The following is a 13,319-nucleotide window of genomic DNA, read 5'->3' on the forward strand; positions in this document are numbered from 1 at the left end:
AACGCACAGAGAGAACCATGGGCATGCTGAACAGACGAACCATGCTGACCGGCACCGCCGCCGCCGTGGCGGGCGCCGCCGTGACACAGACGGGCCTCGTGCCCACCCGGGCCGCCGCAGCGGGCACCGGCGCCGGGGCGGAGGCCGGCGCGGGTGCACCTCCTGCGGTCACCGTCCTGCCGGACGACCCGCGCTACGCCGACCTGGTCGTCGGCAACAACACCCGCTGGGTGGGCCGTCCCGATTCCGTGCGCATCGTCCACACCACCGAGCAGGTCGTCCGGACCGTCCAGGAGGCGGTCCGCGCCGGCAAACGCCTGTCCATACGCGGCGGCGGCCACTGCTACGCGGACTTCGTCTACAACCCCGACGTGCGCATCGTCATCGACATGACCACGATGGACCAGGTCACCTATGACGAGCAGCGCAAGGCCTTCTGCGTCGAGGCCGGGGCCACGCTGCTGCACGTCTACGAATCGCTCTACAAGGGCTGGGGGGTGGCCCTCCCCGGCGGCATGTGCTATTCCGTGGGCGTCGGGGGTCACATCAGCGGCGGCGGGTACGGAATGCTCTCGCGCAAGCAGGGCCTCACCATCGATCACCTCCACGCCATCGAGGTCGTCGTCGTGAACGCCGACGGCACCGCGCGGGCCGTGGTGGCGACCCGCGAGGCCGACGACCCCCACCGCGACCTGTGGTGGGCGCACACCGGCGGGGGCGGCGGCAACTTCGGCGTGATCACCCGCTACTGGTTCCGTTCCCCGGGCGCGACCGGAAGCGACCCCGCCAAGCAGCTGATGCACCCGCCGAAGGACGTCTTCGTCAGTGCCGTCTCGCTGCCCTGGAGCAAGCTCGACAAGGCGCGCTTCGCCACGCTGGTGAAGAACTTCGGGACCTGGCACGAGAAGAACGCCGGCCCCGACTCGCCCTACGCGTCGCTGTGCAGCTTCCTGATGATCAATCACAAGGCGAACAACAGCATCGGGCTGCTCACCCAGATGGACGCCGGCGTCCCCGACGCCGAGAAGCTCATCACCGCCTACGTCGCCTCCATCACCTCCGCCCTCGGCATCAAGCCCGAGCCGCTGACCTCGGCCGTCGGCGAGCAGGGCCCGATGCCCGACTTCTTCACCCCCCAGCGGGTGCCCTGGCTGGCCTCCGTCCGCTTCCTGGGCACCAACAACCCCACGCTCACCAACCCCACCCTGCGCGGCATCCACAAGTCCGCGTACCTGCGCAAGAGCTTCGACGACGCCCAGATCGCGTCGATGTACAAGCACCTCACCCGCACCGACCTGCAGAACCCCAACTCCATGGTGGTCCTGCTCTCCTACGGCGGAAAGATCAACACCGTGCGCTCCGGCGACACGGCCTCCGCCCAGCGCGACTCCATCTTCAAGGGCCTCTTCCAGAGCTTCTGGCCCGACAGGAAGCAGGACGCCCAGAACCTGGCCTGGACCCGGGAGATCTACACCGAGGTCTTCGCCTCCACCGGCGGCTACCCGGTCCCCGGGCCGGCCACCGACGGCTGCTACATCAACTACCCCGACAGCGACATCGCCGACCCGCAGCAGAACAAGTCGGGCGTGCCCTGGTACACGCTCTACTACAAGGACAACTACCCGCGCCTGCAGCGGGTGAAGGCCGCGTACGACCCCCGGAACGTCTTCCGGCACTCGCAGTCGATCGCCCTGCCCAAGTCCTGACCCCGTCCGAGCCCCGGCCCGGCCGGCGGAACACCGGCCGGCCCGGGGAGAACCCCAGTTGGAGGAGAACCAGATGACCGCACAGTTCGAAGGCAAGGTCGCCCTCGTCACCGGGGCGGGCTCCGGCATAGGCCGGGCCAGTGCCCTGGCCTTCGCACGCCAGGGCGCCACGGTCGTCGCCGTCGACGTCGCGCTGGAGCCCGCCGTGGAGACCGTACGGCTCATCGAGGAGGAGGGCGGCAAGGGCAGCGCCGTGGCCGCCGACGTCACCAGCGCCCAGGACGTCGAGGCGATGGTCGCCACGGCGGTGTCCCGCCACGGCGGCCTGCACATCGCGCACAACAACGCCGGGCTCTTCGCCCGGCCGACGCCCCTGGCCGACACCGACCTCGCCTCCTGGCACCGGCTCCTGGGCGTCAACCTCACCGGCGTGATGCTGTCGATGAAGTACGAGATCGCCCACATGCGCGAGCACGGTGGCGGTGTGATCGTCAACGCCTCGTCCAACATCGGCTTCCACGGCCGCCGCCCCGGCATGGCCGCCTACGTCGCCTCCAAGGCGGGCGTCAGCGCGCTGACGCGCGTGGCCGCGCTGGACCACATCAAGGACGGCATCCGCATCAACGCCGTCAGCCCCGGTGCCTCCAACACCGCCATGTCCTTCCGCCCCGGCGAGACCGAGGCCGACCGCAACGCGCGGGTGGCCGGGACGGTGCCGATCGGGCGCGTGGCGGAGACGGAGGAGATCGTCGCCGCGGTGCAGTGGCTCGCCTCGGATGCCGCGAGCTTCGTGGTCGGCCACGACTTGGTGGCCGACGGCGGCATGACCGCCTGACCCTCCGGCCCCGGGGCGCGGGGTGCCCACCCCGCGCCCCGGGGCACTGCGCGTCTCACCACCTCGGGCCGCCCGGCAGCGCGGTGCTGCCGGGAACATTGCCGGGCAGACTGCGGCGGGCCTCGCCGAGGAGCTCCTCGGTGATCTCGTACGTCGCGGAGGCGTACAGCCCTCGGGCGCGCCGGGCCGGGTCGGGGTGGGGATTGCGGTACAGCTGCACCGACAGGTCGCGCAGCTGCAGCATGGTGGGGACGGCGGCCTGCATCACCGCCGGATCCCGGGTGAACGCCGCCTCCAGCACGCACAGCAGCCGGGCGTAGGTCTCGTTGAAGCGCTCGGCGGCACGCCGTACCGCGCTGCCCGGCGGATAGTGGGCGACCTTGGCTTCGGGGTCGACGGGGTAGGCGTCCTCCCAGCTGACGTCGAGGGCCGGGCCGGTGGGCCCGGAGGCCGGGGTGTCGTGCGGGCCGTAGCGGCGCCGCCGGCGGATCTCGTCGAAGCGGAAGTAGTGCGCGGGCTCGCGGGCCTCGCCGAAGAGCTGGTCGTCGGTGTTGTAGATGGTGCGGCTCACGCCCTCGCCCTGCTCGGTGATCACGCGCAGGGCCTTGAGGGCGGAGGCCCGCCCGGTCACGGGGAAGACCTCGCCGCCGGAGTTGTAGAAGTCCTCCGGGCCCACCTGGCGCCGGGGGTCGCCCCGGAACAGCTCGGCCTCGCCCAGCTCCTCCGTCAGCCGGATCAGCCCCGTGCGGATGGTGTTGTAGAACTGGCCGATCGACGTCCAGCCGGTGTCGCCCGCCACGGAGGGGTGGCCGGGCGGCTCCGCCACGTACTCGGGCCGCTCGATGTACAGGAAGGTGTCCAGCGCCGCGGTCCCGAAGTGGCGCAGGGCGATGGGGACCTTGTCCCGGCTGTAGGGGAGCAGGGCCGGATAGCCGGTGACGAACCGGGAGTGGGCGACCAGGGGCTTGCCGCCGACGGCGTTGAGGAGGTTGGCGACCAGCGTCATGTGCAGCATCTCTTCGAGCACGACGGCCCGGATCGCGTAGAAGGCCGTCCGGTTGGTGCCGGGGCGCAGGGTGTACATGGCCGTCAGGTAGGGCGGGATGGTGAGGTGTTCCAGCGTCAGCGCGGCCTGGAGGAAGACGTGCAGGTCGGCGCGGTCGCGCGGGACCCGGAACGGCGGCTCCTCGACCCGGGACGGCTCGGCCGAGAGACCGGCGAGGGCCGAGGGCGGGGGAAGGGTGCTCATGCCCGGCCCTCCTTCCGGCCGTCCGCAGCGGGCGCGGCGCCGGGCGGCCCTACGGCGGCGGGCCGGTGAGCCTCCGTCAGGTCGCGGTGGATGCGCTCGCTGCTGCGCAGGGCGAGGGCGGCCATGGTCAGCGAAGGGTTGGACGTGCCCATCGACGGCATGCTGCCGCACCCCACGGCGTAGAGGTTGGGGTGGTCCCAGCAGCGCTGCCAGGCATCGACCACGGAGGTGCCGCGGGAGGTGCCCATGATGTGCGTGCCGCCGCCGTGCCCGGCGCCGTTGAAGGTGAAGCCGCGGCCCTCGAAGCGGAAGTGGCCGGGGGAGAGGGGGCCTGGTGCGTAGGCCGTGCGGTCCTCGGCTCCCAGCAGGCGGAAGATCTCCCCGGAGACGGTCCTCGCCGCGGCCATGCCGCGCTTGACCCGGTCGGAGAGGTCGTAGGTGATGACCGGGCGCGGATTGCCGAGCCGGTCGCGGTGGCGCGGGTCGACGGTCACCCTGTTGCGCTCCTCGGCCTCCTGCTCCATCAGGAACTGCACGGAGACCTGTCGGCCGATCTCCTCGCCCAGCGCGGCGCGCAGCCGGGCCCCGAAGACGCCCTTGCCGCGCGGCTGCGCGGAGTCGGCCCCGATGCCCAGCAGCCGGGCCACGTCACTGCCCGGGGAGCCCGTGGGCCAGCCCCATCCCCAGTTGCTGATCTCGATGCGGAAGGGCGCCCGCTCGCGCCGGGCGGGGCCGGTGCGGAAGCTCTCCAGACCGGCGGTGGACGCGGGCCCGCGGAATGGTCCGACCGGGTGGCCCGCCAGCCCCCAGCCGAGCAGGACCGGGTGGTCCATCAGGTTCCGCCCGACCTGGTCGCTGTGGCCGGCGAGCCGGGAGACGAGGAGCAGCCGGGCGTTCTCGACGGCGTGCGCGGCCAGGACGACGACGTCCGCCTCGGCCGTACGGGTGGTGGCGACGGGGGTCGCCGGGTCCTCGTACTCCTGGTACTCGACGCCGAGGGCGCGGCCGTTCCCGTCGGCCAGGACGCGGCTGACGACGGCGTGGGTGAGGAGGCGGACCCGCCGGCGGTCCCACGCGGCCTGGGTCTTGAGCGGGGTGTACTTGGCCTGCACGGGGCAGATCGGCACGCAGGAGGCGTTGCCCACGCAGCGCTCCCCGTAGTTGGGCAGGCCCGCCGCGCCGGCCGGGCGGTAGCCCAGGCCGCCGTCGTAGCGCCGGTCGGGGGTGCTGTTGCGGGCGTGGGGGGTGCCGACGACCCGCAGGGTGGTGCCCGGGGCGCCGGGGGCCTCCCGGACCGTGGCCCCGTCGAGGCGGGCGGCGAAGACGTCGTCGACGTAGCTGCGGGGGATCTCGTGCATCGGGTAGACGTAGCCGTCGGGGAAGGGGAGGCCGATCGCGGCGGCCTGCTCGGCGGCGTTGCCCGCGACGCCGAGGGCCCGTTCGGCCGCGCGGTAGTGGGGCTCCAGGTCGTCGTAGCCGAGGGGCCAGTCGCGGCCGTAGCCGTAGGCCCGGCGGGTCCTGAAGTCCTCGGGGTGCATGCGCGGGGTCAGCCCGAGCCAGTGCAGGACGGTGCCGCCGCGGGCGCGCAGGTAGTCGGTGGCGTAGGGCAGGGGGCCCTGCTGGACGAAATAGCCGTGGGCCCGGTAGCCGCCGGAGGGGAGGCCGGTGAGGTCGAGGACGTCGGGGGAGGGGGCCGCGGCATTGGGCCGGTAGGGGGAGTTGGGCACCTTGGCCAGGGCGCCGTAGAAGGTGTCGAGGGCGTCGAGGTGGCCGGGCCAGGTGTCCAGGGTGCCGGTGCCGGCCTCCAGGACGAGGACGCGCCAGCCCTTGTCCCCCAGCTCCTTGGCGACGAGCGAGCCGGACAGGCCGGCGCCCACCACGATGACGTCGTACCGCCCGCGGCCGTGGCGCGGCGCCGGGCTCATGAGCCGTCCCCGCGCGGGCCGGGCGCGCCGCGGAAGCGGTCACCCGCCCGGGCGACGGCCGGGGCGCCGGGCGGCGGATCGGCCCAGGTGCCGAAGCCGGGGGGCTTGGCCCCGGCGGGGTGCCCGTGGAACGTGCGCCACACCAGGCCCTCCGTATGGGCCTCGGGGGAGACGGTGAAGGCGGTGTTGGCCCGCTCCCGGCCGAGGGCGGTGTGGACGGACCCGGCGAGCTGCGGCCACACCCCCAGGTACCAGGTGTGGGCGAGGGCGCGGGCGATGTCGCGCGAGGTCTCGTCGGCGATGCCGTCGGGGTCGCCGCCGGCGGCGGCGAGGGCGTCGAGGAAGCGGCCGAGGGCCGGCTCCCCGACCTGCTCGCGTGCGGTCGCGTGGTACAGCTCGGCCATGCCGGTGCCGTGGAGCTCGAAGGCGTCGAAGCCGGTCAGGGCGGCCGAGGCGGTGAGGAAGTCGTCGAGGGAACGTGCGGACGTGCCTGTCTTCGGTGCCATCCGTGACCACCCATCCGTGGGACCTGACGCATGTCTATCGGAGACTCCACGGTGAGTGAAGAGGAAACAAATCCCCTTCACTCGTATGAGTGTTCGGTGGGGCGGGTGCCGGACGGGATGCCGGGAGGCGGCGGCGGGACGGCCCCCGCGCTCGGGGTGCGGGGGCCGTGGGACCGCGGAGCGGAGGGGTTCTCCGGGTCCGCTCAGGTGCCGGGCTTGCGGCCGTAGACGAAGACGTCGTCCCCGTTGCCCAGCATGGACCAGTACGTCTTGGCGTCGGCGGTGCGCATGTTCACGCAGCCGTGCGAGCCGGGCGGCGACCAGACGCTGCCGTCGATGGCGTGGAAGGCCTGCCCGCCGTCGAAGAACTGCGCGTAGGGCATCCGCACCTTGTAGATCGTCGACCAGTGGTCGGCCGAGCGCCAGTAGATCTTCTTGGTGCCGGTCCGCGTCTCGTAGCCGTCACGCCCGGTGCGTACCGGCACCGGGCCGAACCTGAGGGCCTTGCCGTCCTGTATCCAGCTGATCTGGCGGCTGAGGTCGACGCAGGCTATCCGGCCCTTGTCCACCGGGCACTTCCCGGCGGCGTTGGGGTCCCGGCGCGTGATCTCCTCCTGCATCACCCCCCAGGTGATCGGCCCCGCGAAGCCGATGTTCGGGGTGATGCGGCGACTGGTCTGGAAGTCCTGGATCGCCTTGCAGTCGGCGGGCGACTGCTGTCCGTCGACCGGTCTGCCCAGGAACTTCTCGGCCTCCTTCTGATAGGGCCCGGTCCTCGTCGTGCAGGAGGGGGCCGCCTCGGCGGACCCGCCCATCGCGAGCGTCAGCGGCGCCGCCAGCCCGAGGGCGCCCAGCAGCACCCCGAGCCGGCGTGCCGCTACCGGCCGCGCCGTCGTCCTTCTGCTAAGTGTTCCCATATGACGTAAGACTGATAGCACCGGCCGGTGGTTGCAGCCGGGACCGAGGGGGCCGAGGGGCCGGAGAGGGCCCGCCGCCGTCCCGGACGGCGGTCCCTCGAACGGAGCAGCGGGCGCTAGGAGATGGCGGCGCCCGTGGGGATCGCGTTCAGGGCCACGGGGGAAATACTGACGATCTTGTTCCAGTCGAAGTAGTACTTGTCCATCGCGGCCGGGCTGGTGATCCACCGCTTGATGCCGTTGCTCACCAGATACACCGCAGGACCGTCGGGAGATTTCGCGAGAATGGCGCCGTCGGACAGCTGGCCGCCGTCGTCGATGCTCGCGATGTCGACGACGGTCTGAATTCCGTTCCAGTTCCGGAACAGGTTGTTGTACGTGGCCGGGTTGGGGATCCAGCGCCGTTTGCCGTCCAGGATCAGATAGACGGCGGGGCTGTTCACCCCTTTCAGCCGGGCGCCGTTGAGTTCGGGGTGCCGTCCGCGGAGCTGCGCGCCGGAATCGCGCGCGACGGCGGTTGCGGCCGCGGTTTCTGACGCGGTGTCGGCGGCGGCCTGGGCCGCGGGCGCCGCGGCGAGGCCGGAAACGGAGGCGGCCACGAGGGCCAGGGCAGCGAACCACGAGCGTCTGGACATATTTCCTCCAACCGTGAACGGAAGTGGGGGAAGAGCTCAACTCGCCGGGAATGCCGTGCCTTTTGCCTGCCGGCCAACCCTTACGGCGCCGTGCCCGCTTGTCAATGTCCGCTCGAATATCGGTGCGGACGGCCAGCGATTCTGCGCCACCGGTGCGCCTGTGCCCCGTCCGCCCGCGATCGGCAGAAGATGGAAAGGGTATTCCGGATCCATCCCCCAGGAATACCCGATTCCGCAGTGCGGCACGAAAGGAGTGACGGCGTGCGGAGTTTTCCCGCCCTCCTCTTCGCCCTGCTCGCCGCGGCCGCCAACGCCCTGGCGATCGTCCTGCAGCGCCGGGCCGCGCGGACGGTCCCCCTCGCCCCGGGCCTGCGCCTCTCCCTCTTCGCCCAACTGCTGCGGCGCAAGGCCTGGCTCGGCGGAATGGCCGCCGTCATGGCCGCGGCCTGCCTCCAGGCCCTCGCGCTCTCGCAGGGCGCCATGGCCGTCGTCCAGCCCGTCTTCGTCCTGGAGCTGCCGTTCGCCCTTCTCCTGGGCGGTCTCCTGCTGGGCCGCAAGGTCACCCGCCCGGCGTGGCGCGGAGCCGTCTGCATCGCCGCCGGGCTGGGGCTGGCCCTCGCGGCCGCGGCACCCTCGCCCGGCACCGGGCGGCCGCCTGCGGACCGCTGGGTGATCGCCCTCGTCTGCTGCCTCGCCGTCATCGCGGCGCTGACCGCGACGGCGCTGCGCCACCCCGAAGGAGGCCTGCGGGCCCTGTGCTTCGGCACCGCGGCCGCCGTCGGCTACGCGCTCACCGCCGCCCTGATGAAGGACGCCACGCACGCCTGGCAGGACGGCGGCATCACCGCCTTCTTCCTCTCCTGGCAGACGTACGGATTCGCCGTCGTGGGCGTGACGGCGCTGTTCCTGCTGGAGAACGCCATGCAGTCCGGCCCCCTGACGGCCTCTCAGCCCGCCCTCACCCTCGGCGACGCCCTGGTGAGCCTCGCGCTGGGCATCACCCTGTACGAGGAGCACGTCCGCGGCGGCTGGTGGATCCTGCCCGAAGCGCTCGGAGCGGCCCTGGTGCTGTACGGGGCGGTCACGCTCTCCCGCGTCGCCCTCGCGCGGGACCTGGTGGCGCCGGACCGCCCGGGGGAGCCCGCACGGTCCTGAGCCGCGGGGCGCCGGGCCCCGGCCGTCAGCCGGCCGAGGGCTCCAGCACCCGGACGACCCGCGCCGGATTGCCGACCGCCAGCACACCGGCCGGCAGGTCCGCGACGACCACGGAACCGGCACCCACGACCGTGTTCTCCCCGATGGCCACCCCGGGGCACACGATCACGCCGCCGCCCAGCCAGACGTTGTCGCCGATCGTCACCGGCATCGCCTTCTCCCAGCCGGCCCGGCGCCGCTCCGCGTCCAGGGCGTGGTGCGGGGTGAGCAGCTGGACGTTGGGCCCGATCTGGACGTCCGCCCCGATCGTGATCGGCGCGGCGTCGAGGAGGACCGCGCCGAAGTTGACGAACGTCCGCGCGCCGATGCGGATGTGACGGCCGAAGTCGCAGCGGAACGGCGCCCGGATCCGTACGCCCTCGCCCACCGACCCCAGGAGCCGCTCCAGGAGGGCGAACCGCTCCGCGTAGGGGAGCCGCTCGGCCGCGTTGAAGTCCGCGCAGAGCCCGATGCAGCGCCGGTGATCGTCCGCGAGCTCCGGATCGTCCGGCAGGTACCAGTCACCGGCCAGCAGTCGCTGCTTGTTCTCCCCCACGGAAGGCCCCCTCCTCGGTCCGGCCGGCGAGCGCGTACGTCTCACCGGTCACCCGGACAGCGTAGGCCTCACCGGTTCGGCCGTCCGGGTGACCGGGCCACCCGCCGGGCCGCCGCTCAGCGGTTGCGCGGCGTGAGCTCCGCCATCGCGGACCAGCCGTTGCCGGGGGCCTCGGTGCTGATGATCTGCGGCGTGGTGGCGATGGCCTCCGCCATCGTGTCCATGGCGGTCTTGAAGTGCACGGAGTTCACGTGCGCGTCCCCTGCCTCACGGGAGGCGAAGCCCTCCACCAGGACGAACTGGCTGGGGTTGTCGACGCTCCTGGACCACTCGAAGAAGAGGTTGCCCGGCTCGTCACGGGTGGCCCGGGTGAAGTCGCCCACGAGCTCGAGCCACTTGTCGGTGTACTCGGGGCGGACGGTCATCTTGACGACGATGAAGATCATGGAGGCTCCTGCTCGTATTGCGGGCGTCGTGCCGGAGGCACCGGCACCGGGCCGGTCGCACCGACGGCGGCGGGCCGGAGCGCCCGCGCCGGTGCCCACGGTGGCGGAGGCAGGGGCACCCGGTGAAACGGGGGCGACAGTGATTCCGGCCCTCCCGGAAAATTGCACCCCGGAGACGACGGAACGGCCAGTCGGACGGGGGCGGGGCCCCTGTCCGGCCGGCCGTTCCGTCGTGCGGATCACGAACCCGTACGGCAGGGTGTGCTACGCGGCGGCGGGACGGTCCACGGGTGCCGGAAGGGTCTGCGCGTCCGTCGGCCGGGTCTGCGCGGGGGCGCCGAGCTGATCCGCGCCCTCCGGGACGGGCACGGAGGCGAAGATCGCGTCCTGCTGCTCCTGGAGCTCGCGGGCCCTCTCCGGGGAGGTGCTGGGCAGCCGCTGCTCCTCGTACAGCTTGTGCGTCGCCTCCTGGGCCCACTTGCTCGACGGGGTGTGGAACTGCACCTCGAAGACGTGCGCGGAGCGCGGATCGCGCCAGGCCGAGTTGATGCCCTTGTAGCCGTGCTTCCGGCCCCAGGTGTTGGACCACTTGACGCTGTCGTTGCCCCAGAGGGCCAGGGCGGAGGAGGCGATGGCCACGCCCCGGCTGTAGCTGCCGTCCGGCCACTGGAGGGTGTAGCGGACGGAGTCGCTGATCCTGGACAGGGCGGTGTCCACGGACTGCCCGGGGGCCTCCTTCATGGCGGAGGCGACCTTGCGCTTGAGCGAGTCCGGCGACTTCAGCCGGTGGTCGAAGCCGATCAGGTTCGCGTGGCTGATGCGGGCCACGGCCTGCATCTCGGGGCTGACCGTCCGCTCCGCGGACCGCGCACGGGCGAGGAACCGGTCGACCTTCTTGTTGTCCGCGGCGTTGAGGGAGAGGCCGTCACCCTGCCACCCGCCCTCGTCGCCGGGCGGCAGCTCCGCCTTGGCCACCTTGTCGGCGTAGGCGTGGTGCGACAGCGCCCCGGGCCGGGCCGTCCTGCCGTCGGCCAGGGCACTGGGCACGGCCCCGACGCTCAGTGCGGCGGCCAGCGCCGCTGCGGCCGCGAGTCGGTGGGCGATGCGGTTGTTGGTCATCCGTGTGATTCGTCCTTCGGCACGTGAGGTGTCATCCGGCGACCCATACAACCGGCGCGGCACCGCACCGGTCACTGGACCCGCCGCCGCGCGGGCCGCTTTTGGCCGGATGGCGCGGTTGCGGGGCGGAAACGGGCACGGCGCCGGTGACCAGGGGTGATCGCCCGATGCGGTCCGGTCGGTTCATATGCCTGTCGTACGGCCGTATGGGCTGGGCGGGTGATCGGGGGGTGTGTTGGGCGCAATCGTCAGATGATCGCTCCGGTGCGTTGTTACGTTTTGCTGACTAATAACCCCTTTGGTGGTGGTTCCGGCGGCGGGGGAGCGGGTGGTGGTTGTGGTGGTGGGTGGAGTGCGGGTGTCGGGGCGCGGTGTGGTCGCCGACGAGGGTGCCGGTGGCGCGGGCGCCGTGCCGGGGCCCGCGGGGGAGCGGGGCGTCGTGTCCCCTCCCGTGGACCCGGGTACGGGCGGCACCTACGACTACGACGGGTTCAGCCGGCTGGCGGGAGTGATGGAGGAGCCGCCGCCGCTGGGGACGTACCGGGTGGGGTTCCGGCGGCTGCCGGGCCGGGAGGGGGCGGTGAGCGTATGGGTGGGACTGCTGGTGGCGCTGGCGCCCCTGATGGCGGCAGGGGTGTTGGTGTGGTTGATGTGGCCGGGGCACTGGGTGGTGCGGGGCGGATGGCTGGGGGTGGGGGACGGGGTGATGCTGGCGTCGATGGGGCTGGTCGAGGTGTTCCGCGTGGTGAACGTGGTCTCGGTGGCCCACGCCTCCTGCGCGGCCCGCGATCCGGTGCCGGTGCGGGCGCAGCCGGGTGCCCGGGTGGCCTTCTGCACGACGTTCGTGCCGGGGAAGGAACCCCTCGCGATGGTGTCGGCGACGCTGGAGGGGGCGGTGCGGGTCTGCTACGACGGCCTGGTCGACGTGTGGCTGCTGGACGAGGGCGACGACCCCGGGGCGCGGGCGCTGTGCGCACGCCTGGGGGTGCGTCACTTCTCCCGGAAGGGCGTGGCGCGGTACAACCGGCCGTCGGGGAAGTTCCGGGCCCGGACGAAGCACGGCAACTACAACGCGTGGCTGGACGCGCACGGCGACGGTTACGACTTCGTGGCGTGCGTGGACACGGACCACGTGCCGCTGCCGAACTTCCTGGAGCGGATGCTGGGGTACTTCCGTGACCCGGACGTGGCGTTCGTGGTGGGGCCGCAGGTGTACGGGAACTATTCGGCCCGGGTGACGAAGGCTGCGGAGAGCCAGCAGTTCCTGTTCCACGCGCTGGTGCAGCGGGCGGGCAACCGGTACGGATCGCCGATGTTCGTGGGGACGTCCAACTGCCTGCGGGTGAGCGTGCTGCAGCAGATCGGCGGCTTCTACGACTCGATCACGGAGGACATGGCCACGGGCCTGGAGATCCACCGGCGCAAGAACCCGGTGACGGGCCGCCGCTGGCGCTCGGTCTACACCCCCGACGTCCTGGCGGTGGGCGAGGGCCCGTCGTCGTGGACGGACTTCTTCTCGCAGCAGCTGCGCTGGTCGCGGGGCACGTTCGAGACCCTCCTGCGGCAGTTCGGGCGGGCCATGTGGTCGCTGTCCCCGGGCCGGCTGTGGAACTACTGCATGCTGATCGCCTACTACCCGATGGCCGCCATGACGTGGGTCCTCGGCGGAGTCTCCTGCGTCCTCTTCCTCGGCCTCGGGGCCTCGGGGATCAACGTGCCCTCGCAGGTGTGGCTGATGCTCTACGGCGATGCGGCCGTGCTGCAGATCTGCCTGTACGTCATCAACCGCCGCCACAACGTCAGCCCGCACGAGCCGGAGGGCTCCTCGGGAGTGGCGGGGATGGTGATGTCGGCGGTGTCGGCGCCGCTGTACGCGCGGGCGCTGACGCAGGCGCTGCTGCGGCGCCGGTCGGGCTTCGTGGTGACGCCCAAGGGCGCGTCGGTGTCCGGGGACTGCGCGGCGACGTTCCGCACGCACCTGTGGTGGGCGGGCGTGTTCGGGGCGTGCCTGATGGCGTCGGTCGTGCTGGACCACACGTCGGCGGCCATGCGGGCGTGGGCCTGCCTGGCGCTGCTGACGGCGCTGGGCCCGGTGGGGATGTGGCTGGCGGGCCGTGCCCGGGGGCGCTGGCCGAGCGGGCGCGGCACCGGCGGTGGCGGCCCGACCATCTCCCGGCCCCGCGCCCAGCACAGCACCGTCTGACCCGGGCCTGCGGGGCGCCTTCCCGGGC

The 13,319-nt window shown here is 72.5% G+C and carries 12 protein-coding genes; 4 read left to right on the top strand and 8 right to left on the bottom strand.

The genetic code is table 11. From position 1 onward, the window contains the following. Nucleotides 1-17: 17 nt before the first annotated feature. Both AS857_RS04060 and AS857_RS04065 read left to right on the top strand, forming a co-directional pair. A complete protein-coding gene (locus tag AS857_RS04060; RefSeq protein ID WP_058041705.1) occupies nucleotides 18-1,706 on the top strand; it encodes an FAD-binding oxidoreductase in 1,689 nt (562 codons plus the stop codon). Nucleotides 1,707-1,779: 73 nt separating this feature from the next. Continuing rightward, nucleotides 1,780-2,541 (top strand): SDR family NAD(P)-dependent oxidoreductase, encoded by a 762-nt coding sequence (locus AS857_RS04065; RefSeq protein WP_058041706.1) that lies wholly within the window; start codon nucleotides 1,780-1,782, stop codon nucleotides 2,539-2,541. 55 nt (nucleotides 2,542-2,596) lie between these two features. Here AS857_RS04065 and AS857_RS04070 read toward each other — a convergent pair whose 3' ends face one another. The 5 genes from AS857_RS04070 to AS857_RS04090 form a co-directional block, all read right to left on the bottom strand. Then, nucleotides 2,597-3,790, bottom strand: coding sequence for a ferritin-like domain-containing protein (locus tag AS857_RS04070; RefSeq protein ID WP_058041707.1), 1,194 nt, complete (start codon nucleotides 3,788-3,790; stop codon nucleotides 2,597-2,599). Then, nucleotides 3,787-5,715, bottom strand: a complete 1,929-nt coding sequence (locus AS857_RS04075; protein ID WP_058041708.1) for a GMC family oxidoreductase — start codon at nucleotides 5,713-5,715, stop codon at nucleotides 3,787-3,789. The genes AS857_RS04070 and AS857_RS04075 overlap by 4 nt, the downstream gene beginning before the upstream one ends. Then, nucleotides 5,712-6,221, bottom strand: coding sequence for a hypothetical protein (locus AS857_RS04080; RefSeq protein WP_058041709.1), 510 nt, complete (start codon nucleotides 6,219-6,221; stop codon nucleotides 5,712-5,714). The genes AS857_RS04075 and AS857_RS04080 overlap by 4 nt, the downstream gene beginning before the upstream one ends. A 203-nt stretch (nucleotides 6,222-6,424) precedes the next feature. Then, complete coding sequence (locus AS857_RS04085; protein WP_058041710.1) at nucleotides 6,425-7,138, bottom strand: L,D-transpeptidase; 714 nt, start codon at nucleotides 7,136-7,138, stop codon at nucleotides 6,425-6,427. A 116-nt stretch (nucleotides 7,139-7,254) separates the two neighbouring features. Then, a complete protein-coding gene (locus AS857_RS04090; RefSeq protein ID WP_144440711.1) occupies nucleotides 7,255-7,737 on the bottom strand; it encodes a hypothetical protein in 483 nt (160 codons plus the stop codon). Between the two features lie 297 nt (nucleotides 7,738-8,034). Between AS857_RS04090 and AS857_RS04095 the strand changes: the two genes are divergently transcribed. After that, nucleotides 8,035-8,928, top strand: a complete 894-nt coding sequence (locus AS857_RS04095; protein ID WP_058041712.1) for a DMT family transporter — start codon at nucleotides 8,035-8,037, stop codon at nucleotides 8,926-8,928. A 25-nt stretch (nucleotides 8,929-8,953) separates the two neighbouring features. Here AS857_RS04095 and AS857_RS04100 read toward each other — a convergent pair whose 3' ends face one another. From AS857_RS04100 to AS857_RS38540, 3 genes are all read right to left on the bottom strand, one after another. Beyond that, the gene (locus AS857_RS04100) at nucleotides 8,954-9,523 is read right to left on the bottom strand and encodes a sugar O-acetyltransferase (RefSeq protein ID WP_058041713.1); all 570 of its coding nucleotides are present in this window, start codon (nucleotides 9,521-9,523) and stop codon (nucleotides 8,954-8,956) included. A 116-nt stretch (nucleotides 9,524-9,639) separates the two neighbouring features. Beyond that, complete coding sequence (locus AS857_RS04105; protein ID WP_058041714.1) at nucleotides 9,640-9,969, bottom strand: putative quinol monooxygenase; 330 nt, start codon at nucleotides 9,967-9,969, stop codon at nucleotides 9,640-9,642. A gap of 264 nt (nucleotides 9,970-10,233) precedes the next feature. Then, nucleotides 10,234-11,088, bottom strand: coding sequence for a hypothetical protein (locus AS857_RS38540; protein ID WP_058041715.1), 855 nt, complete (start codon nucleotides 11,086-11,088; stop codon nucleotides 10,234-10,236). 358 nt (nucleotides 11,089-11,446) lie between these two features. Between AS857_RS38540 and AS857_RS04115 the strand changes: the two genes are divergently transcribed. Continuing rightward, nucleotides 11,447-13,291, top strand: a complete 1,845-nt coding sequence (locus AS857_RS04115; protein WP_420823908.1) for a glycosyltransferase family 2 protein — start codon at nucleotides 11,447-11,449, stop codon at nucleotides 13,289-13,291. Nucleotides 13,292-13,319: the final 28 nt, after the last annotated feature.

Source organism: Streptomyces roseifaciens (genome assembly GCF_001445655.1).
Taxonomy (GTDB): domain Bacteria; phylum Actinomycetota; class Actinomycetes; order Streptomycetales; family Streptomycetaceae; genus Streptomyces; species Streptomyces aureoversilis.